Origin of the sequence: Vibrio sp. H11 (assembly GCF_004804295.1) — a bacterium.
Classification (GTDB): domain Bacteria; phylum Pseudomonadota; class Gammaproteobacteria; order Enterobacterales; family Vibrionaceae; genus Vibrio; species Vibrio ostreae.
The window spans coordinates 145,717-170,237 of sequence record NZ_SSHN01000004.1; the positions used below are offsets into that span (position 1 = coordinate 145,717).

General features: G+C 51.1%; 17 protein-coding genes. 10 read left to right on the forward strand and 7 right to left on the reverse strand.

Translation table 11 applies throughout. The features are described from left to right. Positions 1-7: 7 nt before the first annotated feature. The 4 genes from panP to E6C74_RS07800 all read left to right on the forward strand — a co-directional run bounded on the left by panP (position 8) and on the right by E6C74_RS07800 (position 5,236). Positions 8-1,651 (forward strand): pyridoxal-dependent aspartate 1-decarboxylase PanP, encoded by a 1,644-nt coding sequence (panP, locus tag E6C74_RS07785; protein WP_136484138.1) that lies wholly within the window; start codon positions 8-10, stop codon positions 1,649-1,651. Positions 1,652-1,956: 305 nt separating this feature from the next. After that, the gene (locus E6C74_RS07790) at positions 1,957-2,811 is read left to right on the forward strand and encodes a MurR/RpiR family transcriptional regulator (protein ID WP_136484139.1); all 855 of its coding nucleotides are present in this window, start codon (positions 1,957-1,959) and stop codon (positions 2,809-2,811) included. 291 nt (positions 2,812-3,102) lie between these two features. Beyond that, positions 3,103-3,366 (forward strand): GrxA family glutaredoxin, encoded by a 264-nt coding sequence (locus E6C74_RS07795; RefSeq protein ID WP_136484140.1) that lies wholly within the window; start codon positions 3,103-3,105, stop codon positions 3,364-3,366. A 187-nt stretch (positions 3,367-3,553) separates the two neighbouring features. After that, on the forward strand, positions 3,554-5,236 hold the full coding sequence (locus tag E6C74_RS07800; RefSeq protein ID WP_136484141.1) for an aspartate:alanine antiporter: 1,683 nt from the start codon (positions 3,554-3,556) through the stop codon (positions 5,234-5,236). 274 nt (positions 5,237-5,510) lie between these two features. Here the strand turns inward: E6C74_RS07800 and fabV are convergent, their stop codons facing one another. The 3 genes from fabV to E6C74_RS07815 all read right to left on the reverse strand — a co-directional run bounded on the left by fabV (position 5,511) and on the right by E6C74_RS07815 (position 10,001). Next, positions 5,511-6,713 (reverse strand): enoyl-ACP reductase FabV, encoded by a 1,203-nt coding sequence (gene fabV, locus E6C74_RS07805; protein WP_136484142.1) that lies wholly within the window; start codon positions 6,711-6,713, stop codon positions 5,511-5,513. A gap of 240 nt (positions 6,714-6,953) precedes the next feature. Continuing rightward, positions 6,954-9,236, reverse strand: a complete 2,283-nt coding sequence (locus E6C74_RS07810) for an acyl-CoA dehydrogenase (RefSeq protein ID WP_136484143.1) — start codon at positions 9,234-9,236, stop codon at positions 6,954-6,956. A gap of 138 nt (positions 9,237-9,374) precedes the next feature. Next, on the reverse strand, positions 9,375-10,001 hold the full coding sequence (locus E6C74_RS07815; RefSeq protein ID WP_136484144.1) for a TetR/AcrR family transcriptional regulator: 627 nt from the start codon (positions 9,999-10,001) through the stop codon (positions 9,375-9,377). A 445-nt stretch (positions 10,002-10,446) separates the two neighbouring features. On the opposite strand from E6C74_RS07815, the gene E6C74_RS07820 reads away from it, so the two are divergent. Continuing rightward, on the forward strand, positions 10,447-11,388 hold the full coding sequence (locus tag E6C74_RS07820; RefSeq protein ID WP_136484145.1) for a 1-aminocyclopropane-1-carboxylate deaminase/D-cysteine desulfhydrase: 942 nt from the start codon (positions 10,447-10,449) through the stop codon (positions 11,386-11,388). Between the two features lie 126 nt (positions 11,389-11,514). Then, complete coding sequence (locus E6C74_RS07825) at positions 11,515-11,805, forward strand: DUF1496 domain-containing protein (RefSeq protein ID WP_240798149.1); 291 nt, start codon at positions 11,515-11,517, stop codon at positions 11,803-11,805. Positions 11,806-11,818: 13 nt separating this feature from the next. Here the strand turns inward: E6C74_RS07825 and E6C74_RS07830 are convergent, their stop codons facing one another. Both E6C74_RS07830 and E6C74_RS07835 read right to left on the reverse strand, forming a co-directional pair. Beyond that, a complete protein-coding gene (locus tag E6C74_RS07830; RefSeq protein WP_136484146.1) occupies positions 11,819-13,267 on the reverse strand; it encodes an NAD-dependent succinate-semialdehyde dehydrogenase in 1,449 nt (482 codons plus the stop codon). Positions 13,268-13,569: 302 nt separating this feature from the next. Continuing rightward, positions 13,570-14,550, reverse strand: coding sequence for a DHH family phosphoesterase (locus tag E6C74_RS07835; RefSeq protein WP_136484147.1), 981 nt, complete (start codon positions 14,548-14,550; stop codon positions 13,570-13,572). A 546-nt stretch (positions 14,551-15,096) separates the two neighbouring features. Here E6C74_RS07835 and fdhA point away from each other — a divergent pair. After that, positions 15,097-16,299 carry a formaldehyde dehydrogenase, glutathione-independent gene (gene fdhA, locus E6C74_RS07840; protein ID WP_136484148.1) on the forward strand — a complete coding sequence of 401 codons (1,203 nt, stop codon included), beginning with the start codon at positions 15,097-15,099 and terminating at the stop codon, positions 16,297-16,299. 437 nt (positions 16,300-16,736) lie between these two features. On the opposite strand, the gene nhaC is transcribed toward fdhA, so the two are convergent. Next, complete coding sequence (gene nhaC / locus E6C74_RS07845; RefSeq protein WP_136484149.1) at positions 16,737-18,320, reverse strand: Na+/H+ antiporter NhaC; 1,584 nt, start codon at positions 18,318-18,320, stop codon at positions 16,737-16,739. 754 nt (positions 18,321-19,074) lie between these two features. Here nhaC and E6C74_RS07850 point away from each other — a divergent pair. The 3 genes from E6C74_RS07850 to E6C74_RS07860 are packed head-to-tail and all read left to right on the forward strand — an operon-like array spanning position 19,075 to position 22,952. Then, positions 19,075-19,806 carry a response regulator gene (locus E6C74_RS07850; protein ID WP_136484150.1) on the forward strand — a complete coding sequence of 244 codons (732 nt, stop codon included), beginning with the start codon at positions 19,075-19,077 and terminating at the stop codon, positions 19,804-19,806. A gap of 10 nt (positions 19,807-19,816) precedes the next feature. After that, positions 19,817-20,608 carry a transporter substrate-binding domain-containing protein gene (locus E6C74_RS07855; RefSeq protein WP_136484151.1) on the forward strand — a complete coding sequence of 264 codons (792 nt, stop codon included), beginning with the start codon at positions 19,817-19,819 and terminating at the stop codon, positions 20,606-20,608. After that, positions 20,601-22,952 carry an ATP-binding protein gene (locus tag E6C74_RS07860; protein WP_136484152.1) on the forward strand — a complete coding sequence of 784 codons (2,352 nt, stop codon included), beginning with the start codon at positions 20,601-20,603 and terminating at the stop codon, positions 22,950-22,952. The genes E6C74_RS07855 and E6C74_RS07860 overlap by 8 nt, the downstream gene beginning before the upstream one ends. Before the next feature lie 200 nt (positions 22,953-23,152). Here E6C74_RS07860 and E6C74_RS07865 read toward each other — a convergent pair whose 3' ends face one another. After that, a complete protein-coding gene (locus E6C74_RS07865; RefSeq protein ID WP_136484153.1) occupies positions 23,153-24,511 on the reverse strand; it encodes a SidA/IucD/PvdA family monooxygenase in 1,359 nt (452 codons plus the stop codon). Positions 24,512-24,521 lie beyond the last annotated feature (10 nt).

The following is a 24,521-nucleotide window of genomic DNA, read 5'->3' on the forward strand; positions in this document are numbered from 1 at the left end:
ACGCTGTATGGTATCTGAACACAAAACCGCAAATGCGAACTTTGAATCTTTACTTCGCATATTTACGGTGCCAGAAGGGCCGGACTCAACACTGACCCGCATCGAAGAAGAGCTCTCCCGCAATCTGAATCAGTTTTTGCGTGAACACATAGTGGCCGAAGAAAAGCCGCTCAAGCAGATCGAAAAAGATTTCTGTGATGCGCGTATTCCTGATGAACCTGTCTTTGTCTCAGACCATACCCAGCATCTGCTTGATACTCTGGTGGCACAGTCAGTACACACCGCCTCACCCAGCTTTATCGGTCATATGACATCGGCACTGCCCTACTTCATGATGCCGCTGTCCAAGATCATGATTGCCCTTAACCAGAATCTGGTCAAAATCGAAACCTCCAAAGCCTTTACCCCATTGGAACGGCAAGTGTTGGGCATGCTGCACCGCCTGATCTACGGTAACGATGACAGCTTCTATCAACAGTGGATGCACAGTGCTGAGCACTCACTCGGCGCATTTTGCTCAGGGGGCACGATTGCCAACATTACCGCGTTATGGGTAGCCCGTAACAGTGCACTCAAAGCCGATGGTGATTTCCACGGCGTTGAAAAAGAAGGCCTGTTTAAGGCGATGCGTCACTACAATTATGACGGTCTGGCGATTCTGGTGTCTGAACGTGGTCACTATTCACTCAAGAAAGCGGCGGATGTACTCGGGATTGGCCAGGACGGCCTGGTTTTAGTCCGTACCGATGAGCACAACCGGATCTGCCCGGACGATCTGCAGGCTAAAATCACCGAGTTAAAAGCGCGCAACATCAAACCGTTTGCCGTTGTCGGCGTCGCCGGCACCACTGAAACCGGTAATATTGATCCCCTGCAGGCGATTGCCCGCATCTGTCAGCAAGAGCAGTGCCATTTCCACGTTGACGCCGCCTGGGGTGGCGCCACTCTGATGTCGGGGAATTACCGCCATCTTCTGGATGGAATCGAACTGGCTGACTCAGTGACCATTGATGCCCATAAGCAGCTTTATATCCCGATGGGAGCCGGCATGGTGCTGTTTAAAGATCCGCACGCGATGAACTCGATTGAACACCACGCGCAGTATATTTTGCGTAAAGGCTCCAAAGATCTCGGCAGTCACACCCTAGAAGGTTCGCGCTCTGGCATCGCGATGCTGGTGTATGCCAGTATGCACATCATCAGCCGTGCCGGTTATGAACTGCTGATTGATCAGAGCATTGCCAAAGCCCGCTATTTTGCTGATCTGATTCGTGCACAAGCCGATTTTGAGCTGGTTTCACAACCTGAATTATGCCTGTTGACCTACCGCTATCTGCCGCAGCAGGTCAAGACAGCGATGCACCAAGCAGACAGCTCGCAACGTGCGCAATTAAATGCACTATTGAATGAACTGACCAAGTTTATTCAGAAAAAACAACGTGAAACCGGCAAGTCCTTTGTTTCACGTACCCGTTTGAATCCGATTTGTTGGGATAAGCTTGATACCATCGTTTTTCGTGTCGTACTTGCTAATCCACTGACAACAAACGAAATTCTACACTCGGTCCTGGAAGAGCAAAGAGAAATTGCAACTCTGGCACCACTTCTGATGGGCAGAATTGAGCGTTTAACGCAACAAATTCTGGCATAACCTGCTCGGAGAGAATTACAGCAAACTGAAAATTTATTTCGTTTTGCTGTAATTCACATATCAAGACGATGCGTCTCGTTCGTATTTTGGATAAGTTTCGCGCCTAAAGCTGTAGTTTTTATGAAATTTAGTTTGAGGCTTGTCATATTCTCATCATTTGATACGTCGTTTCATTTCTGGATTATCCCTGCTTAGGTTTATACTCATCCCATGGCGTTGGTAAATGGGCTTTTGGAAACGATTATTTCCCTCCCCCTTAATGGTTACCTTACCAACGAGTTGTTCTCTACGCCCGCGTGAACACTATGAATACATTAGAAAAAATTCAAAAGAACCTGGAAAATTTTAGCAAGTCGGAACGTAAAGTAGCGGAAGTTATTATGGCTTCTCCGCAGACTGCCATTCATTCGAGCATAGCCACCCTTGCTAAGATGGCGGATGTCAGTGAGCCTACCGTTAACCGCTTCTGCCGTCGCCTGGACACCAAAGGCTTCCCCGATTTTAAATTGCATCTGGCTCAGAGCCTGGCAAACGGTACCCCTTATGTGAACCGTAACGTCGAGGAAGATGATGGTCCGGATGCATACACTCATAAAATCTTCGAATCGACTATGGCGTGTCTGGATGTGGCGAAAAACAGCCTGGATCCGATGCAGATTAACCGTGCCGTCGATTTGCTGACACAGGCGAAACGTATCTCATTCTTTGGTCTTGGCGCCTCTTCTGCCGTGGCTCGTGATGCACAAAACAAGTTTATTCGCTTTAATATTCCGATTACCTGTTTTGAAGATGTGGTGATGCAACGTATGAGTTGTATTAACTGCACCGACAACGATGTGATCGTGCTGATTTCACACACCGGCCGGACCAAAAGCCTGGTTGAAGTGGCGAATCTGGGGCGTGAAAACGGCGCAACCGTGATTGCCATTACCGCCAAGGAATCACCATTAGACCGAGCCAGTTCGCTGTCTATCTGTCTCGATGTGCCGGAAGACACCGATGTGTATATGCCAATGGCAAGTCGCGTGGTGCAGATGACCGTTATCGATGTCCTGGCGACCGGGTTTACCCTGCGCCGCGGCTCTGGTTTCCGTGAAAACCTGAAACGAGTCAAAGAAGTGCTGAAAGATTCGCGCTACGACAAATTGTCCAGTATCTGATAACGCACTCGCCTACTGAACAAAAAACGGATCACAATGTGATCCGTTTTTTTATTGTCATTCAAATATTGTCGCAACGAGTCTTCACCAAAAATAATCCGGACTGCTGTCATAAACTGCAACATGCGACCTCCCTTAGTTCACACACCTCACCACAACGATGACACTTTGTACGGCTCTGGGCGCAAATCGCACCGATAGCTTTTACCTATTAAAAGAACAGGTAATTGCCGCTTTATTTTCTATGTTGGATCGGGCATAGTGACGTCAATCGAAACAAAGGAGAAAGCTATGTTCGTAGTGATTTTTGGTCGCCCTGGTTGCCCATATTGTGTTCGTGCGAAAGAGCACGCTGATACGCTGAAAGAGAAACGTGACGACTTCAACTACCGTTATGTTGATATCCACGCTGAAGGCATCACCAAAGCTGATCTGGAAAAAACCGTTGGTAAACCAGTAGAGACTGTGCCACAGATCTTCATCGACCAAGAGCACATTGGTGGTTGCACTGAGTTTGAAGCTTACGCAAAAGAAAACCTGGGTCTGTTCGACTAATTGGTCAATGATGTGACGACAGTACTAATACATGAGAGCCCGCTGCACTGCCAGCGGGCTTTTTTCATAAATAGTTATTTCATAGAACTGTAAAACCTTAAAATTTTCACTTAATTTTTTAATTAATTACGCTACAATCCGCATAATTTAACTACACCCCTCTTCCGCGCTTGAATTGAGCTAAATTGTGAACATCGACGTCGTACTTTTGCTAGACCAAAACCCTATTCTTCTCATCTTTGTTGTTCTGGCCATAGGCCTTGCTTTTGGCAAAATCCGCTTTGGCAGCCTGCAGTTAGGTAACTCTATCGGTGTATTGATCACGTCGTTGATCATGGGACACCTCGGTTTCTCCTTCAATGCAGAAGCCCTTACCATTGGCTTTATGCTGTTTATCTACTGCGTCGGTATTGAAGCTGGCCCCAACTTTTTCAGTATTTTCTTTCGTGACGGCAAACATTACCTCATTTTAAGTCTGGTTGTGCTTATTACGGCGACCGTGCTGACCTACCTGGCCAATCATTACCTGAATCTCGATTTAGGCCTGGCAGCCGGTATGATGGCCGGAGCCCTGACTTCCACTCCGGTGCTGGTTGGCGCGCAGGATGCTCTGAACTCGGGTTTGTCGTCCGTGCCGCGTAACCTGGATATTTCTCTGGTACTGGAAAATGTCTCGGTCGGCTATGCAATGGCGTATTTGATCGGCCTTATCAGTATGATCATGTTCGCGAAACTGCTGCCGAACCTGCAAAAACAGAACCTGTCTGATTCTGCCCAGCAAATCGCTCAGGAACGCGGCCTGGGTGGCAGCGGACAACGTAAAGTATACCTGCCGATCATTCGTGCCTACCGGGTCGGGCCGGAACTGGTGCAATGGGTCGACGGACGTAATCTGCGCGAACTGGGCATTTATCGTCAGACCGGTTGTTACATCGAGCGTATCCGACGTAACGGCATTCTCGCCCACCCTGATGGTGATGCGATTTTGCAGGAAGGCGACGAAATTGCCCTGGTGGGTTTCCCGGACAGTCACGCCAGACTGGAACCCAGTTTTCGTAACGGCAAAGAGGTGTTCGACCGTAACCTGCTTGACCTGCGTGTGGTAGAAGAAGAAATCGTTGTCAAAAGCGATACCATTGCCAGCAAGCGCCTGTCTGATCTGAACCTGTCTGAGGATGGCTGTTTCCTTAACCGCGTAGTACGGGCTCAAATCGAAATGCCGATGGACCTGGATATCGTGCTGGCCAAAGGCGATGTTCTGCAGGTCAGTGGTGAACGCAGCCGCGTTAAAGGCCTGGCAGACAAAATCGGTTTTATCTCGATTCACAGTCAGATGGCGGACCTGCTGGCATTCTGCAGCTTCTTTATTCTGGGTATTCTGTTTGGTCTGGTCACCATGACCTTCGGCCAGGTCTCATTCAGTCTGGGTAACGCGGTCGGTCTTCTGCTGGCCGGAATCACGCTGGGCTTTTTACGTGCCAATCACCCGACCTTTGGCTACGTACCGCAAGGTGCACTGAATATGGTCAAAGATTTAGGTCTGATGATCTTTATGGTCGGTATTGGCCTGAGCGCCGGTGGGCGCATGTTTGAACACTTGTCCGAAGTCGGCCCCCAGGTGATCGGCCTGGCCTTTGTGGTCAGTGTGCTGCCGGTTGTCTTCGCTTATCTGGTGGGCGCACACATTCTGAAAATGAACCGTGCGCTGCTGTTTGGCGCTATCATTGGCGCACGTACGTGTGCACCGGCGATGGACATTGTCAATGATTACGCCAAATCCACCATTCCGGCGCTGGGCTATGCGGGTACTTATGCGATTGCCAATATTCTGATGACGCTGGCGGGTACTCTGCTCATTCTACTTAGTTAACAGATTTAACTCATAAAACGACAAGCGTCGCCATCGAGCGGCGCTTTTTTATATCGGTCAGAACAAGCGCGTTGATTTTATCTTTTCCAGATCACCAGAGCGCTTATCGGTACGCAAGCTCAACGATAACTCTCATTAACGATAACTCTCATTGACCATAAATCTCATAGACCGTTAAATCGCAATAGCCGTAAATCGCAGAGACAAAAAAAGGCGCTGAAGCAATCAGCGCCTTTGGCGAGTTATCTGGTTATCGATGTATCAAACCATACAATTAGATATCGATAACGTCGAATTCAACCTGTGGGTTTACGTCAGCATCGTAATCAACGCCTTCGATACCGAAACCGAACAGTTGCAGGAACTCTTCTTTATATGCTTCGTAATCGGTCAGCTCTTTCAGATTCTCTGTCGTAATCTGTGGCCACAAATCACGACAGTGTTGCTGAACGTCTTCACGCAGTTCCCAGTCATCCAGGCGCAGACGGTTCTTGTCGTCTGTTTCTGGCTTGCTGGCGTCGTCTTTGTACAGACGCTGGCTGAACATGCGGTAGATCTGCTCCATACAACCTTCATGGATGCCTTCTTCACGCATTTTCTTGAATACCATCGCGATGTACAGTGGCATCACAGGAATTGCCGAACTTGCCTGAGTCACAACTGACTTAAGCACTGCCACGTTTGCCGTGCCGCCTTTCGCTGCCAGTTTATCGTTCAGAGCGGCTGATGCACGGTCCAGGTCCATTTTGGCACGGCCCAGAGCGCCGTCCCAGTAGATTGGCCAAGTCAGTTCAGTACCGATGTAGCTGTAAGCAACGGTTTTGCAACCTTCTGCCAGCACGCCAGCTTCATCCAGGGCCTGCATCCACAGTTCCCAGTCCTGACCGCCCATTACAGTGATGGTGTCTTCGATTTCCTGCTCTGTCGCCGGCTCTACACTTGCTTCGATGATGACATCTTTGTTGGTGTCAACCGCAGTAGAAGTGTAAGTTTCGCCGATAGGTTTCAGTGCTGAACGTACCAGCTCGCCAGTTTCAGGCAGCTTACGTACTGGCGATGCCAGTGAGTAGACGACCAGGTCAATCTGACCCAGATCTTCTTTAATCAGTTCGATCGCTTTCTGTTTAGCTTCGTTCGAGAACGCATCGCCGTTCAGGCTTTTTGCATACAGACCTTCTTCATGCGCCAGCTTATCGAAAGCTGCTGCATTGTAGAAACCTGCTGTGCCTGGCTTCTTCTCAGTACCTGGTTTTTCAAAAAACACACCGATGGTGGCTGCACCGCCGCCAAATGCCGCAGCGATACGTGAAGACAAACCATAACCACTTGAAGAGCCGACAACAAGCACACGCTTAGGCGCGTTCTTGATTGGACCTTGTGCTTTAGTGTAAGCAATTTGTTCTTTTACATTAGCTTCACAACCCACTGGGTGCGTTGTTGTACAGATAAATCCGCGAATTTTAGGTTTGATGATCATATTCAACTTCCTTCAAAAATCTCCGCTAGGATAAAAGTTTCGCCCGCAGATCGCATCCTATTTCTGTCAAAATGGCGGTATTTTATAAGTGGTTGGATCACTGTGTGGCGTTTTTTAACCCACGCACCCCGTAATTTGGCCATGATAGATGGTCAGCCAAGCGCGAATCCGGGTTAACCTGCCAGAAAAAAGAAGGCTTCCTGTCAGAAGCCTTACTGTTGATTATCCCGCTGAGCAATCTCAGGCCACGTGATTAAGCTTAAGCTTACCACTGGTGTGGGTCAAAACCTCGGACAGGTCATGACTGAAGTGATCGACCTGAATGGCTTGATAACGCAGTTTATCGGCAGCGACAATCGCATCCACTTCATCCTGACTCAGCACGCCCGCGTCAAGGGCCTGCTGCAATCGTTCAGTGAGCGGGCCTTTGCGGGCCACTTTGCCCTCTTTCACGCCCTTGTTGAGCTTACGTTCCAGCCCCTGCACGCCATAGAGCTGCAAAAATGCCCGTTCCATCAAACCAACGCTGTCATCAGGATCTGCTCCGATATAACACAAATGGGTCAGACGATCGCGATGCGCTCCCGGCGTCATCAAGCTCTGCGCGATTTGAGTCGTCAACTCATCACCCGGTGGCTGGAAGTGATTACCGAGCGGGAACAGCAGCCCCTTCATCACCCGACCAACCGACTTGATTGGATAATTACGGTAAGCATCATTGAGTGACTTCGCCGCATGGTGCAAACAGTATTGCATCGCAAAATGGACATAGTTCAGATCCGCCTGCTGCCGTCCTTCATCTTCATAGCGTTTTAGTACCGCCGATGCCATATACAAGTAACTCAGGCCATCGCCCAAACGGGCCGAAATCATCTCTTTGCGTTTCAGTTCACCGCCCAGGGTCAGCATGGCAAAATCAGCACTAACGGCCAGAGCCCGGCTCAGGCGTGTCATGTGACGGTAATAGTGCTTGGTTTCGCCACTCATATCGGCACGGATGAAACGTGAGCCGGTCAAAGCGGCGCCCAGCGCCCCAAAGGTGTTTCTGGCCGCATGGCCAATATGTTTAAACAGCAGCTTATCGAACTCTTTCGCTCCCTGCTCCTGATCAGGATTGGCAGCGGCAGCCATCTCTTGCAGCACATACGGGTGGCAACGCGTCGCACCCTGACCGAAAATCATTAGGTTGCGGGTCAGGATATTGGCCCCTTCCACAGTAATTGCAACCGGTATGCCCAGGTAGTGCGTCGCGAGATAGTTCATCGGGCCGTCCTGAATCGCGCGGCCGGCATGGATGTCCATCGCATCGTTCAGAATGCTGCGGCCAATCTCAGTCATATGATACTTGGCAATCGCGGTCACGATGCCGGGCTTTTCTTTCATGTCCAGCGACGTGGTCGTCAAAGTACGGGTGGCTTCCAGCAGGTAAGTCAGGCCGCCGATACGCCCCAGCGCCTCTTCAACCCCTTCAAACTTACCGATCGGCATGCCGAACTGCTTACGCACATAAGCATAAGCACCGGTAGTGCGCGAAGTCAGGTGACCAATCGCGGTGCCCAGCGCCGGCAGTGAAATACCGCGCCCGGCCGATAAACATTCCACCAGCATACGCCAGCCTTTACCGGCGTAGTCAACTCCACCAATCAACCACTCCATCGGAATAAACACATCCTGACCACGCGTCGGGCCGTTCATAAACGCCAAGCCAATCGGGTCGTGACGTTCGCCAATTTCGACCCCGTCATGATCCGCAGGAATCAACGCACAGGTAATGCCAATATCTTGTTTATCACCCAGCAGGTTGTCCGGGTCGTACATCTTAAATGCCAGCCCCAGCACAGTTGCCACTGGTGCCAACGTGATGTAACGCTTATTCCAGTTAAGACGCACACCCAGTACCTCTTTACCTTCATGCTTGCCGTAACACACGATGCCCTGGTCGGGAATACCGCCTGCGTCTGAGCCTGCTTCCGGCCCGGTCAGTGCAAAGCAGGGAATATCAGTACCGTCTGCCAGGCGCGGTAACCAGTAATCTTTTTGCTCCTGAGTACCATAGTGCGACAGCAGCTCACCCGGGCCGAGTGAGTTCGGCACCATCACAGTCACCGCGGTACTGATACTTCTGGTGGCGATACGCGACACTATGGTCGAGTTAGCCAATGCAGAAAACTGACGACCACCGAATTTCTTGGCAATAATCAGTGAGAAGAAGCGCTCTTTACGCAGATACTGCCATACCTCCGGCGGTAAATCGCGGTCCTGTTTGATGATTTTATGGTCATCAAGCATAGCAAGCAGTGTTTCGAGTTCATTGTCCATGAACGACTGCTCTTCTTCACTCAGGGTTGGCTTGGGATAATGGTGCAGCTTTTTGAAATCTGGTTTACCAGAAAACAATTCCCCGTCCCACCAGACACTACCGGCTTCCATCGCCTCTTTCTCTGTTTCAGAGAGCGGTGGCAGCACTTGCCTGAACAGTTTGAAAGCGGGGTCGCTTATCCATTTTCTTCGTAGAGAGCACATAGTTCAGATCCTTTTGTTCACTGGTCTTTTAAACTGATTGTGTTTACTTAATACGTAAACTTATTATGTTTTGCTTTGTGTTAGGCTGAGGTTCTCCGACCTTTAACCTTCGGTTAGTTTGTCTCGGACAAGTCACCCTTATCCGGCCGCCATACCAGCCGCAAGATACGGAATAATCTGGTCGACCATCACCTTGGCATCGACCTGAGTACCAAAATCATTCTCGGCAATCTCAGTCAGCGCCTGACTCGATGCCATCGTGAATACACAGGTCCCCAGAGTGAAATGTAGCCGCCAGAACAGGGTTTCACGGGTCAACTGCGGATTGGCTTTTAACACCGACTGGGTAAACAGTGTGAGTACGTCGTCATAACGGGTAGTGATAAACCAACGTAAATGGCCTTGCACATCGGTGTAACCGCGTCCAATCAGCAGCATAAAACGGCTGGTACCATTCGGACGTAACTCGTTCAGCGCCCGGAGCGGACTGCGCAGCGACTCAAATACATCCGCCATCTTATACTCATCGCGCAGATTGAGCGTGATCAGTGCATCCTTGACGGCCGGCATAAACGCTTCCAGATAACGGTTCAGTACTGCCCGCACCAACGTTTTCTTATCCCCAAAGTGATAATTGACCGAAGCCAGATTCACGTTGGCCTTGCTGGTTATCGTTCGTAGCGACGTATCATTAAAGCCGTGCTCAGCAAACAGGCCTTCCGCTACATCGAGTATTTTTTCCTTGGTACTACTTCTTGGTGCCATTACTAACCCACTTACCCAAAACGTTAATCACTTGTATAAAACATCTGTTTGAAAATATACTCCGCACATTGAGGGTTAACAAGTAATTAACATCACACTTTTCAATAATGGTCAGACCAGACAGTATTCATTCGGTGTAATAGCTTGTCCCGACTCGCATTTTGAAAAATGTGAATTTTTTTTCTCTTTATTGGGAACTCTTTTTATGGGGCCCGGTCTGAATTATCGTAGTTGACAGAGTTTTAAAAGTTTTACAGATCGTCGAACTGTCTGTGGTACTGACAGCTATACCTATGCTGCTTTTTCTTATTAACTCCTATGTTTGTATCAGCCCAAAACGACCTTGTTTTGGGCTTTTTTTCGCTCCGGATTCAGGGCACACTGGGCACCCATTTGCCAAAACCCCATGTTTGCCACAGCGCATTTTTTGCTGAGACCGAATGTTATGAAACTTGCCGACAGTCCCGTTACCGTCCATCAGTTTGATGAATTTCCCTTTCATCTCAAGCGTGACGATCAGCTTCACGCACAGTTCAGCGGGAACAAAGCACGTAAATTTATGCCCTTGCTGGATCAGGCATTACCTAACATTCAGACCTTAATCTGTTACGGTTCCGCGCAAGCCAACTCGCTCTATTCACTGGCCGCTCTGGCCAATCTGCGCGGCTGGCAGCTGGAGTTTTATGTAGACCACGTACCGGGCTGGCTGAAACAGAACCCGAACGGCAACTATCGTGCAGCGCTGGCGCTGGGCGCACAAATCATCGAAACCCGCGCGCTGAGTGACTTACCCCCCAAACAATACATTGACCAATATCGCCACCCGGACAGTCACTGCCTGATGTTGGAAGAAGGTGGCCGCAGCCCAATCGCAAAACAAGGGGTGACGGCACTGGCTAACGAGCTGATCAACTGGATTGCCCGGCAACCAGAGCAGCCATGGCGAGTTGCGCTGCCCTCGGGGACCGGGACAACGGCGCTCTATCTGCATCAGACATTAGCACCGCATGGGATTGAAGTGGTGACCTGCCCGTGTGTCGGCGATCAAGACTATCTGCTTGAGCAGTTTGACCAGCTCATCGGGCAAACCCAACCTATCGCTCACAACCAAACTCCGGCTGAGCGCTACCCAACCATCATCAGCCCTTCATCCAAACATCATTTTGGTCGCCTATATGCAGAGGATTACCGGATTTGGCGGCAGTTACGTGCCCAAACTGAAGTGGAATTCGATTTGCTTTACGACCCTTTGATGTGGCGTTTATTACGGCACTGGCTGCCAACGCAGCCTGATAAGTCACTGCTGTATATTCATCAGGGCGGATTGCTGGGCAATGAGAGTATGCTCGCACGTTATCAGCGTCAGTTTGGTCATTCGCTGGCTTGAGCTTAAGCTGCAAGTATGGCGGTGCAGGGCTGGGTGGTGCTACAAATCAGGCCGCTACTTATCTCACCGGCAGAGGCGCGCAGGCAATGACGCACAGACAGCTATCGGGTTTAAACGGAGAATACAATGAATCATAAACTCATCATGGCACAAGCCATAGCGCTGCTTAGCAGTACGCTGAATTCCGCTGCGGCGCAAGCCAACAGCATTTCCGTCAGCACGCCAAAACCGGCCATCGTGCTTGATGGCGGTGACATGGGTAAACGGGTCTGCTACTACGAAGATAAAGCCTATTCGGAGGGCGCGGTACTGCAGGTCGGAGAAGTGTATATGTTGTGTCAGCGGGCCAGTCAGATTGAAACCAACGGCCCGCTGAAATGGCGAGTGTTTAAGGCGCCGGAAACGAAAACGCCCTAAACAGCTCTGAGGGTTACAGACCACCCATCAGGGTATATTTCATTTCCAGGTACTCTTCCATCCCCTGGCGTGCGCCTTCACGGCCCAAACCGGATTCTTTCACGCCACCAAATGGCGCCAGCGTGGTTGAGATCAGCCCTTCGTTAATGCCGACGATACCGCTTTCCAGTGCTTCACTCATGCGCCAAGCACGCGCCAGGTTCTGAGTGTAGCAATAAGCGGCCAGACCAAAATCGGTCGCATTAGCCCGTTCGATCACTTCGTCTTCCGCGCTGAAACGGAACAAACCAGCCAGCGGGCCGAACGTTTCTTCGTGGGCAACCAGCATGTCATCACTCATATTGGTCAGTACATGTGGCACAAGCAGACGACTGCCGTGTTGCGGCAGAGTACCGAACTCCACTTTCGCCCCTTTCTGCACCGCATCCTCAATATGACTGCGTACTTTAGCCACCGCGGCATCGTTAATCATCGGGCCGATGTGAGTCCCTTCTTCCAGGCCATTACCCACTTTCAGTTGGCTGACCCGCTCGACCAGTTTTGCAGTGAAGGTGTCGTACACGCTGTCATGAACATAAATCCGGTTAGCGCACACACAGGTCTGTCCCGCATTACGGAATTTGGCGATCATTGCCCCCTCAACCGCAGCATCGATATCAGCATCGTCAAAGACGATAAACGGTGCGTTACCACCGAGCTCCAGCGAGAGCTTCTTCACATTCGCTGCCGACTGCTCCATCAGGATCTTACCCACACGGGTTGAGCCCGTGAATGAGAGTTTACGCACCAGCTTGCTCTTGGTCAGCACCCGGCCCAGGCTTACAGCATCTCCGGTCACAACCTGCAGCAGGCCATCCGGTAATCCGGCACGTTTGGCAAGCTCGGCCAGTGCCAGCGCGGTAAACGGCGTATCCGGCGCCGGTTTGAGCACCACAGCACAACCTGCAGCCAGAGCTGGTCCGGCTTTGCGGGTAATCATTGCAGCCGGAAAATTCCATGGTGTGATCGCAGCGACAACTCCAACCGGCTCTTTGGCCACCAGAATTCGTGCATCTGCCTTGTGACTTGGAATCATCTCACCGTAAGCACGTTTGGCTTCTTCGGCATACCACTCGATAAAACTGGCGGCGTAGGTGATTTCACCTTTAGCTTCGGCCAGCGCTTTGCCTTGCTCGACCGTCATCATCTGTGCCAGATCATCTTTATGCTGTTCAATCAGATTGAACCAGCGACGCAACACCGCTGCGCGCATGCTTGCGGTCTCTTTCGCCCACAGACGCTGCGCCTTGTCGGCCGAGGCAATAGCACGCTTAACCTGCTCGTCCGTCAATTGCGGTACTGTTCCGATCACCGAACCATCGTAAGGATTGGTCACCGTCGTCGCCTGGCCATCCTCACTGGCAACCCATTGTCCGTCGATAAAGCAGTGCTGCTGGAATAATCCAGAATCTGATAATTGCATTCCCATCTCCTTAACGATTGATTTCTTTTAACACGCCTGAGTGTGACACCCGTTATATCACTAATACACTACAAGTGCCGTCATCACAGGGAAATTTGTGTGCAACAGAATAAAAAAAACACAGTTCAATAGAAGCCAAAAATAAAAAAAATCCCACTCATAAATCGGGCGGGATCTTGTTCATGAAACGCTAGCATTTGACTCCTAAAGCAACCCGACAGCCAATCAGCTATTTCAACGGTGCGCTTTCCAAAGTAATATACCAACCAACACGGAAATACTCATAAAACTGAAGATGACTGTTAAGCCTGTTTGAGTCTCAGTTGAGGCTTTATCAGGTCATACACGTATTCAAATTCATCCGCCAGCTGGTACATATGGTTAATAATGCCGCCCGCCATGTGAGGATGACCGCCGCCAAAACCAATACCGCTGTCATTGAGAGCACGGCGCACAATCTTAGCGACGTCATTGTGCTTACATTCAGAACGCAGTGACAAAAATGTCTTTTCTTTACTGCGTGCGCTCAGTACCACCATATCGATTTCATCCACGCCGAGCAGGAAATCCCCCAGCACACCGAGCATATTTTTGCTGCAACCTTCTGGCAGCGCCGCAAATGCACAGTTTTTCTCGCGTTTCATATTCGCCAGCAAGGTATCAAACAGCTTTAACTCATGAAACTCAATCTGGTTACGACAGATGCGATTCACCATCGTCATGTCCGCTTTGGCTTGTAATTGCAGTAACGCATTGATATCCGCCGCGCCGACCGCGCGGGTGAAATTGGCGGTATCAAAAGTCAGTCCCACCAGCAGCGCTGTGGCAATCTTGGCCGGAATCTCCAGCCCAAACTGATTAAAGTATTCGACCATGATTGTGGCGGTAGAGCCATAATCCGGGCGGATGTCAGCAAACCAGACAAAATCCGGCGCGTTAACCTGATGGTGATCAATGACGCCGACTTCCAGACCGGGAAAATCGGTGACATTCTTTTCACCGATGCAGCCGTCCACCACAATGATTTTATCGTTCGGAGTCAAAGTCAGCTGATGCGGCTGGACAATCGGTATATTGAGCCAATGAATCAGATTACGCAGTGAAATGCGGTCAATAAATCCATTGTAGGTAATGAATGGATTCAGTCCTTGTTTGCGCAGCAAATAGGCCATAGCAAACGCCGATGACAACGCATCGTGATCGGGAAAATCATGCGCCTGGACAATCACCCGCGGCTCATTTTTCAGACTGGCTATCAGCTGTTCAAATTCAAAAAATTTCATGACGTTGTTGTACTACTCTTCGAATAGAGACCTGAATAAAAGCGCTTACATCCCATGAGGCTATTAGGATTACGCATTGTTATGTATAGCCAGATTACACGCTTCACACGGTAAAAACACAACATTAATTCCAAAATGACCGACATTAAATTGACAAAAGTCTCACATCATCACCTCTCAGCCAATTTACGTGCCTGTTTTTTCTTTTTCCGACTAAATCACTCAACTTTTTCACACCTCTGTGAGCGCACTCTCAGCATCTCTTTTTATCCTTCCCCGGCGTCGTAAATGCACCATTACGCGGCGCATTGCGACATATGGGTGCAGCACTTGAGGGCTATTTTCGGTATGCAAAGCAAGCAGATAAACCAAACAAAGTTTGTAGTCGCTCGAATAACGCCGCTTTATGGGGCAGTCATTGTCCGTCACATTCTCGTCCGAATGACGACCTTGACTGCCCTGCCCATCGCGCCGCTAACCAAACAAAATGAATTTGTCTGGTTAAAGGAACGCTACAACTATAAAAAGCCTCAACAAGGAGACCCTATGTCCTACGAAAAATCCAACCGTGGTGTTGTCTACAAAGGCCCAGGAAAAGTTGCTGTAGAATCTATCCCTTATCCTGAACTGGCACTTGGTAACCGCAAGTGCGAGCACGGTGTTATCCTTAAAGTTCTGACCACCAACATCTGTGGTAGTGACCAGCACATGGTGCGTGGCCGTACAACTGCTGAAGAAGGTCTGGTACTGGGTCACGAAATCACAGGTATCATCCTGGAAAAAGGTCGTGACGTAGAATTCGTGGATGTGGGCGATATCGTATCGGTACCGTTTAACATCGCCTGTGGTCGTTGCCGCAACTGTAAATCTGGTTTGACCGGTATCTGTCTGAATGTAAACCCTGCTCGCCCTGGCGCCGCTTACGGTTACGTTGACATGGGTGGTTGGGTCGGTGGCCAGGCTGAATACGTCATGGTGCCATACGCAGACTTCAACCTGCTGAAATTCCCGGATCCGGATCAGGCACGTGAAAAAATTCAGGATCTGACTCTGCTGTCTGACATCTTCCCAACCGGTTTCCACGGTTGTGTAACGGCAGGTGTTGGCCCGGGTTCAACCGTATACATCGCTGGTGCAGGCCCAGTCGGTCTGGCAGCGGCGGTATCTGCTCAACTGCTGGGTGCAGCGTGTGTTATCGTCGGCGACATGATTGAAGATCGTCTGGCTCAGGCACGCAGCTTCGGTTGTGAAACCATCGACCTTCGTGAAGAAGGCAGCATGGAAGACAAACTGGAAGCGATTCTGAACGAACGCGAAGTTGACTGTTTCGTTGACTGTGTCGGCTTTGAAGCGCACGGCTGTGGCTGTGGTCACAAAGAAGAAGCACCAGCGACAGTACTGAACTCTGCCATGCAGATCACCCGCGCAGGTGGCTCTATCGGTATCCCTGGTCTGTACGTGACTGACGACCCGGGCGCTAAAGATGAAGCGGCACGAGAAGGGGCACTTAGCATGCGCTTTGGTCTGGGCTGGGCTAAATCTCACTCATTCCACACTGGTCAGTGTCCGACCATGAAGTACCACCGTGGTCTGATGCAATCTATCCTGTTTGATAAGGTGAAGATTGCAGACGCAGTAAACGTGCAGATGATCTCTCTGGATCAGGCACCACAAGGCTACGCAGACTTCGACGGCGGTGCAGCGAAGAAATTCGTTATCGACCCGCACGGTGAGTTCATCTCTAAATAATATGACCCAACCTCTTCTCGGAAGTTAAGTCATGAAAAACCGCAGACCTGTTCTGCGGTTTTTTATACCTGTCTTTTAACAGAAACCTGTCAGTTATGAAATGCCTGCCAGACTTTGTGCTCTCTAAGCGTGTCTTCTCTGTCAACCTTTACCACCTTTCAGCCACTTGAAAAAGCAGCTGGCGCTACTGCATGAGGCCAAATTACGATGCTAAAACACCAGCCGCACCATCAGTGCAAAGTGCAGCGCTCAATAAGCGCAGTCAAACGCACTCAGCAAGCAGAGTCTTCGGAGAGGCGCCGCAAAGAAGAGTTGCGCACCGTGCAAATGGCAAACACAAGCCGTACAAGTACAGGAAGAAAATACAGCGCACCAGCTCACACCTGCAAAAAAGCCGCTGCGAGTGCAGCGGCTTAGCGTGTTCAAAACAGTGAGAATCAGTATTGCACCGCCGGTTTACCCAGCGGACGCTCTTCATTAATCGGCTCAAGGATCAATTCACCCTGTTCGGCCCACTGACGTTTTTCTTCTTCCGTCGCTTTCGGGCAAAATTTACCAAACGCCGCGTAGATTATGCCCAGTAACGGCGAAGCCCAACATGCCACGGCACAGACGATGTAGAGCAGGTTTTCGGTTTGGCCGGCAGCGATGCCAAGGCCCAGCGCATGAATCACAAACGCGCCACCTGCGTTCCACGGAATGAGCGGAGAAATCAGGGTTCCGCCCTCTTCTACCGAACGGGACAGACACAAGGTTGAGTAACCCATACCGCGATACGCCTGGCTGAACATACGTCCCGGCAGCGCAATCGACAGATATGGGTCACCTGCGACCAGGTTGGTACCAGCGGCGGTCATGGTTGATGCCAGTTGCAAGCCAAAGATAGTGCGTACGCGGCTCATAATCGACAGAACAATTGTTTCCAGACAGCGGGTTTGCTCCAGAACGCCCCCCAATGCCAAAGCAATCAGTACCAGAGTAATGATCCAGGACATCGATTGTATTCCGCCGCGGTTAAGCAAGGCATCAGCGGTAGCGTTGCCAGTTTCAACACTAAAACCATTTTGTAGGAACGTCAGCGCATCGTGGACTGATACCCCCTGCACCACCACCGCAATCAGCATACTGAACAGCACGCTCGCCATCAGGCTCGGAATCGCAGGCATCTTCATCAATGCCAGGCCAAACACGACCACTGCCGGTGTCAGCACCAACCAGTTAAATTCAAAGTGATCATTGAGGGCAGTACTCAGCGCTTCAATCTTAGCGATATCCACTTGCTGGGCATCAATGATGTTAAAGCCAACAAACAGATAGACCACCAGTGCAATACACATCGCCGGGAAGGTGGTTGGCAGCATGTTACGAATATGGGCAAACAGGTTGGTGCCCGTGACAGCCGGAGCCAGGTTGGTGGTATCAGACAGCGGCGACATTTTGTCGCCAAAGAAAGCGCCGGAAACCACAGCGCCGGCAGTCCAGTACATCGGTATACCAAACCCTTCACCAACGCCCATCAGCGCCAGGCCAACCGTCGCGGTTGTGGTCCAGGATGTACCCAGTGACACAGAAATCACCGCACACAAGAGCATTGCCGCCGCCAGGAACGTTTGCGGGGTCAGCACCTGAAAACCGTAATAGATCATCATAGGGACGGTACCACTGGCGATCCAAATCCCGATAATCATACCGATGATCAACATAATCACGATCGCCGACGTGGCGACCTTAATCACGTGGAACAAGCCCTGCTCCATATGATTCCAGCGATAACCGCGCAACCAGGCAATCGCACAGGCAAACACAATCCCGATCGCTAACGGGGTATGCGGGGTAAAGTCACCAAAGTAAAACAGCTGGATACCGAGCAACCCTATCGTGATAGCGATCGGCAAAATTGCCAAAAATAGTCCCGGACGTTCAATTTGCTCTTGATAAGACTGCTGATCTTTAGACCGAGTTGCTTGTTCTGTAGACCGCGTTGTTTGTTCTTTAGACCGACTTATTTGCTCTTTAGACATAATGCCTCCTTGCGCAGAGCAGAAAATGATTCAGATGCCAGTACACCGGAAGTACACAAGGATTGATCCTCAATCTGTTGTTGCTTAAACGCATCAGCACTCTGCCCGCGTTTATCCTCCGGCTTGGTAGGTTAAGTTGTAGCCCTATCCTGTCCACAAGTCTCAAACCACGCGTAACAGCTTGTAATTAAGTTGTAAATCAAGCCAAGCACCACAAGGACAGCCATATCCACCAAATATACAACAAATAGCAGTATTAAAACCCATTAAGTAACCGTTGATTAACATCGTATTATTTGCCTGTAGCACAACATTCATGCAGGCATCCGTTGTCCCTGCCTCTGACCTATCTCCCGTCATGATTGGGATTCCCACCACCTCCTGCCCGGCCGCCGGATATCCGGCACTAACCTGGTGCGAATGTTGCACTTTTGTAGGAAATCCGTTTCAGCGCGTTGACCGCCATGCAATCCTCCTGGGTACTCGTTAAACAGTGGTTGACAGCCATCAACCATAAGTAATAACAAGTAAAATTCAGCCAACAGATTGTGAAAGTATGTAAACCAAACGGATTAAAATGTAGACTGCTTCATCTCTGGCGGGCAGCAAGCTTGCTTATCAAGCAAATTAATATTTACAGTTGGTATAAAGGGAACGGCACTTGCTACTTATACGATTGCAAACCTGTATATCTGCAGACGCATAAACGTGTAAACAAGCCAGTAAATCAGCCGCACTAGAAAGGATTCTGATTATGACCCCCGTGGTAAACGCACAAGCTCAGATACTGGTGATCGACGATTCCGATGTCACCAGAGAAACGCTGGTCAGCTATTTTGAGGAAGAGGGCTTTATTGTCCATTCGGCAGAAACCGCCGAGCACGGCGAAGAGCTGCTGGCGATACATGATATCGACATGGTGCTGCTCGACATTCGCCTGCCCGGCAAAGATGGCCTGACCCTGACACGCGAATTACGCAGTGCATCAGAGATTGGCATTATTCTGGTCACCGGTCGTCAGGATCAGATTGACCGTATCATCGGCCTGGAATGCGGCGCCGATGAATACGTCACCAAGCCTTTCAATCCGCGCGAAATTCTGGCACGTAGCAAAAACCTGATTCGCCGGGTCCGAAAGCTCAAGACGCTGGAACGCAGTGCGGAAAAAGAACCTGGTGGTTTTATCGACATCGGACCGTGGAAAATGGACATCCATCGCCGCTGGCTGAAAAAAGCGGACGGCGATGAACCGGTCCAGCTGACCGAAGCGGAATTTCAGTTGCTCAACGCGCTGGCCACCAACCCGGGCCGCTCTCTGTCGCGCGATGAACTGATGGACAGATTAAGGAACCGCTCCTGGAACGCCACCGATCGTACCATAGATGTTCTGATCGGCCGTATTCGCCGCAAACTGCAGGATGACAGTTACAGTCCGAAATGGCTGATCACCGTGCACGGTGTCGGTTACCTCTACTCACCTGAATAACGCAGCCGGTATGAAAACGTTACTGGCTTTCGTTTGCCTGCTACTGATACCGCTCGCGCAGGCAAACCATTTTGATCATAACCGCACTTATAGAGCGTGCGGGCTGCCGATCTATCCGCCGATTTCCTGGGTCGATAACCATCAGGTAAAAGGCGTCGGCGCTCATCTGCTGCAACAGTTGTTTCAGCGCTTTAACCTCACCCTCTCATTTGAGCAGGACTTTAACTGGCAACGCTGTTTAAAGGAAATGGAACTGGGCCATATTGATATCGCCACTGCGATGTATAAGGTCGCCGGGCGGCAAAACTACAACCATTATCTCTCGACGCCGATCGTCAAAGAGCCGATTGTGCTGTTTTACAATCGCCAGCACCCCCAAAAGTTTAGCCAACTGAGCGATTTGAAAGGCAAAACCTTAGGCGTCATTCTGGGTGACTCCTACGGGGATGAAATGGACGACTGGATAGCGCGCCATATGCAGGTCGACTATGTGTCCAGTGGCGAGCAGAACTTCGCTAAACTGCTGCGCGGACGTATTGATATGATGCCTCTCGGTCGCTATGGCGGCCAGTTGCAAAACGAGCGCCTGGGTTATCAAGACATCATCGTCCCGCTGGAGCGTCCGTTGACCACCGATTACTGGTATATTGCGATTGCGAAAAAATCACCGCTCTCTGCTCATCTGACTGAACTGGATCAGGCCCTGCAACAGATCACCCGCCAGACTGATATTGGTGAATTGATGGCACAATACGCCGAACAATACCGGATATCGACCCGGTACGGAGGTGCGCATGACTGACACTTCTGCCTCCTGGCTTGGTAAAGCACGTGGTTACCATACCGATCACCCTCTGGTTTATCAGGTACTTAAACGCTTTCTGCTCTGTGGCCTGGTGCTGATTGTGGTCACTACTGCGCTACAGGTATGGGCCGAATACCGCCGTGAACAACACAGCCTGCAGACTCGCCTGAGCCTGATCGCTTCTTCCCAGTTAGACGGTATCGCTAAGAGCGTGTGGAATCTGGATAAAGAGCAGGTCAACCTGCAACTGCAGGGCATCATGAACTTTCCCGATATTCAGGCCGTGACTCTCGACAGGGCTGACTGGCCGGAGAAGCTGCAGTTTGGCACGCTACCTGCCAAAGCCGCGGCCTCCAACCAGTTTGCGATTGTTTATCACACCTTGCAGCGCAAGCCGCGTCAGTTAGGTATCTTGACTGTCTTTCACGATGTGGCGGCAGTGCATAACCGGCTGATTGAATCTGCGCTGTGGAGCTTTCTGGTACAGTCGCTGATGATTTTGGCCACCAGCGTGGTGCTGTTTGGCATCGTACACTTTAATATCACCCGTCATCTGGAACGGATGGCACAGTTCACCCGTCAAATCAGTAAAAGTCATCTCCGGCAACCGCTCACTTTGCAAAAACGCGCCCGCCAGCGCAGCAGTAATGAACTGGATCAGGTGGTCGAAGCGATCAATGAAATGCGCCTGGCCATTTTGCGTGATATTGAGCGGCGTGAGTCGGAGCAACAGGAGCTGAGGTACAGCCGGGACCAGTTGCAGGAACAGGTCGAACAACGTACCCGGAACCTGCTCGAAGCCAAAGAAAATGCCGAAGCCGCCAGTCAGGCCAAAACCAAGTTTCTCGCCACCATGAGTCATGAGATCCGCACCCCGCTCAATGGCATCCTGGGGATGGTGCAGCTACTGGGTCGCACTGAACTTTCGGCGGAACAACAAGAGCGTCTTAATACCATTTATCAGTCCGGTGACGCACTGCTGGAAATCCTCAATGGCCTGCTCGACTATGCCCGATTAGAAGAAGGCGCTTATATTCCGGAGAACCAGTTGTTTTCCCTGCATGAACTGGTCAGAACCAGCTGCCACCTGTTTTCTGCTGGTGCGCTGGAAAAAGGCCTGGATTTACAATTTGATATTGACCCGGCGGTGACAGATGTTTGCCAGAGTGCACCGGGCGCGCTGCGCCAGATGCTGGCCAATATGATCTCCAATGCCATTAAGTTTACCCAGCAGGGCTTTGTGCATGTCACCCTCACCCGCTTCCGTACCGGGCCAGATCAGCAGTGGGTGCGTTTTGCCGTCAGCGACAGCGGAATCGGCATCGAACAAAATGATTTAGCACGTATTTTTGAACGTTTCAGCCAGGCCGACGACAGCATTACCCGCCGATTTGGCGGGACCGGGCTTGGCCTCGCGATCACCGAAAAACTGGTACACAGCCTCGGCGGAGAAATTGGGGTGACCAGCCAGCCCGCCTGCGGCAGCACATTCTGGTTTGAACTGCCGCTCAGCACACCACCTGAATTGGCGCAGTACCCGGCGTTAACCCAAGCCAGTCATCCAGCCAGGCTGGACGGGCTTCAAATTTTGTTGGTGGAAGACACGCCGGTGAATCAGGAAGTGACCATGGCACTGCTCAGTCAGGACGGTCACCAGGTCGAACTGGCACAGACGGGCAGTCAGGCTCTACTGGCGGCCAGCGAGCGTAAGTTTGATGTCATCCTGCTAGATGTCCACTTGCCGGACATCAGCGGAGTAGATATTGCCCGCCACATCACCAGCCAGTCCGGGCTCAACACCAATACGCCTGTCATTGCACTGACTGCCAATATTCAGCCCGGGCTGATTCAGAAATATCACGCTGCCGGTATGGTTGCCATTGAACCAAAACCGCTCAAAATCGGGCGATTGTATAAAGTGATCAATCAGGTGATCGCCAAAGCAGAAATTCTGCCAGAGACAGAACCGCCTGACACCGCTGCGGCATTGATTGACTTCGCCGTTTTTCAGTCGCACAGCACGATTCTGGGCCCCGCCCGGGTAACCAATCTTATCCACACACTGCAACGCAGCTGTGACAAGATCCTGCCCCGGATTGAACAAGCCATGCAACGCGGCGATCACTATGACATCGCAGAGCAGGCCCACCGTCTGGCCGGTGATGCGGAGTCTCTCGGCGCCAGTCAGTTAGCACACCAGTTACGGGAGCTGGAAGATTTAGCCCGGCAGGGTTTAGAAGAAGCATTGACATCTCAGCGTGGCAGGGACTTGGCTCAGTACAGTCGTGCCAGCCTGGCCGAATTGACGCGCTTAACCGCCGCATTAAACGCACCAACATAAGATTCGTTGCCTGGCAGCATTTCGTTTTCTGGACGCTTTTGGTTTCCTGAAAGCTTTTGATCTGCTGAAAAACAGGGGATCGCCCTAGAACATCGCGCCAAATAAAGTAAAGCCTGAGCCCGGTAAACCGGGCTCAGGCTTGGCTATTTTGCTCTAAGTTCGCTTTATAAACACAACAGTCCAGACAAACCGCGTGCCTGTCAGGAGATTAAACGACTGCTTACGCGCTCCTGGCTCGCCTGGGTCGCCATGCCCCAGTCAAGCATATTACGGTGCTCGACCGGATCATATACGGTGTAACCGGCGACATGGTTAAGGATACGTGCCGCGCGCCAGCAGGCCAGGCTCAGTTGCGGCTCGGCAATCCCATGCGAGGCGATCCCGGCATTGACCATATAGATCCGGTTGTGCGGCGCGCCCTGCCAGTCGACACAGAAATCCGCCGACAAGATTGGCCGGCCATGTTCATCCCAGGATATCTGATCCTGCAGATCGCGCAGACAATGCGGCACGATGCGCTTAAATCCGGTACACATGATCACCACATCGGCGCTGATCTCACGGGTTTCTCCGGTCAGGCCGTGGGCCAGAGTGATGTGGTAACCGTCTTCATCCTGACGCATCGCCACCAGCGACTGGTTCGGGCAAATGTTCCACCAGTTAGGCTTACGCAATACATACTTATCGTGATACAGACGCTGGTAAATGCCTTGCAGACAGTCGCTGGTAATGCCGTCACTGGTCAGCTTCTGGCGTGCCACCTCGCGCTGTTTAGTGGCCTGATCAAGCTGATAGAAATCGTTAACATAGTCCGGCATGAAGTACTGGTCGGTAAAACAGGCTTCATCCAGCACTTCAATATTGGCGCGGCGTGAAATCCAGTTCAGCTCGCGCGCGTGGCCGAATTCGCCGTCAAACGCATGCTGGAAGACGTCCGCACCTGTTTGTCCGCCACCAATAATCGCTACCCGCTTATCGGTCAGCTGCGGATCGCGCAGCGCCAGTTCGCTGGCGTGGAAACAGTGCTTACCAACAAACGGCGTCACACACTCCGGCATACTCGGGGTCAGGCCGGTGCCCATCACCAGATGTCGGGTCAGGTACTGCTGCTGCTCGACTGAGACTTTGAACACGCCGTCGCTCTGTTCAATCGCCGTCACTTCCTGATTAAAGGCAACGTTCGGCAGTTGACTGACCACCCAGCCCAGATAGTCCGAAAACTCAAGACGGCTGATGGTCGTCTGGCCGGAGGCCATAAACGGATAGAATTTACGGTTGGTGACCAGGTAGTTGAGAAAACTGTAACGACTGGTCGGATCCACCGCCGAAACCAGGTCTTTAAGGAATGACGTCTGCATCTTGGCATCATTCAGCAGCAATCCCGGATGCCAGGCGAAATGTGCTTTCTTATCGAGGAACAGCGTCGACAATGACGCTTTCTCCGCCGCCAGTGCCGCAATACTGAGATTGAACGGCCCCAGGCCAACGCCGATCACATCATAGATATGTGCAGACTGGGGTTGAGTATCGTGACCTTTCCTTGTGTGTGTGCCTTGCATGATGAGCTCC

Bases quoted from the DNA above. Each gene is read 5' to 3' on its own strand.
- E6C74_RS07795 (WP_136484140.1), top strand. From the start codon at position 3,103: ATGTTCGTAGTGATTTTTGGTCGCCCTGGTTGCCCATATTGTGTTCGT.
- E6C74_RS07835 (WP_136484147.1), bottom strand. From the start codon at position 14,550: ATGAAATTTTTTGAATTTGAACAGCTGATAGCCAGTCTGAAAAATGAG.
- E6C74_RS07830 (WP_136484146.1), bottom strand. From the start codon at position 13,267: ATGCAATTATCAGATTCTGGATTATTCCAGCAGCACTGCTTTATCGAC.
- E6C74_RS07865 (WP_136484153.1), bottom strand. From the start codon at position 24,511: ATGCAAGGCACACACACAAGGAAAGGTCACGATACTCAACCCCAGTCT.
- E6C74_RS07820 (WP_136484145.1), top strand. From the start codon at position 10,447: ATGAAACTTGCCGACAGTCCCGTTACCGTCCATCAGTTTGATGAATTT.
- E6C74_RS07825 (WP_240798149.1), top strand. From the start codon at position 11,515: ATGAATCATAAACTCATCATGGCACAAGCCATAGCGCTGCTTAGCAGT.
- E6C74_RS07850 (WP_136484150.1), top strand. From the start codon at position 19,075: ATGACCCCCGTGGTAAACGCACAAGCTCAGATACTGGTGATCGACGAT.
- E6C74_RS07860 (WP_136484152.1), top strand. From the start codon at position 20,601: ATGACTGACACTTCTGCCTCCTGGCTTGGTAAAGCACGTGGTTACCAT.
- panP (WP_136484138.1), top strand. From the start codon at position 8: ATGGTATCTGAACACAAAACCGCAAATGCGAACTTTGAATCTTTACTT.
- nhaC (WP_136484149.1), bottom strand. From the start codon at position 18,320: ATGTCTAAAGAGCAAATAAGTCGGTCTAAAGAACAAACAACGCGGTCT.
- E6C74_RS07855 (WP_136484151.1), top strand. From the start codon at position 19,817: ATGAAAACGTTACTGGCTTTCGTTTGCCTGCTACTGATACCGCTCGCG.
- E6C74_RS07810 (WP_136484143.1), bottom strand. From the start codon at position 9,236: ATGTGCTCTCTACGAAGAAAATGGATAAGCGACCCCGCTTTCAAACTG.
- fdhA (WP_136484148.1), top strand. From the start codon at position 15,097: ATGTCCTACGAAAAATCCAACCGTGGTGTTGTCTACAAAGGCCCAGGA.
- E6C74_RS07790 (WP_136484139.1), top strand. From the start codon at position 1,957: ATGAATACATTAGAAAAAATTCAAAAGAACCTGGAAAATTTTAGCAAG.
- E6C74_RS07815 (WP_136484144.1), bottom strand. From the start codon at position 10,001: ATGGCACCAAGAAGTAGTACCAAGGAAAAAATACTCGATGTAGCGGAA.
- fabV (WP_136484142.1), bottom strand. From the start codon at position 6,713: ATGATCATCAAACCTAAAATTCGCGGATTTATCTGTACAACAACGCAC.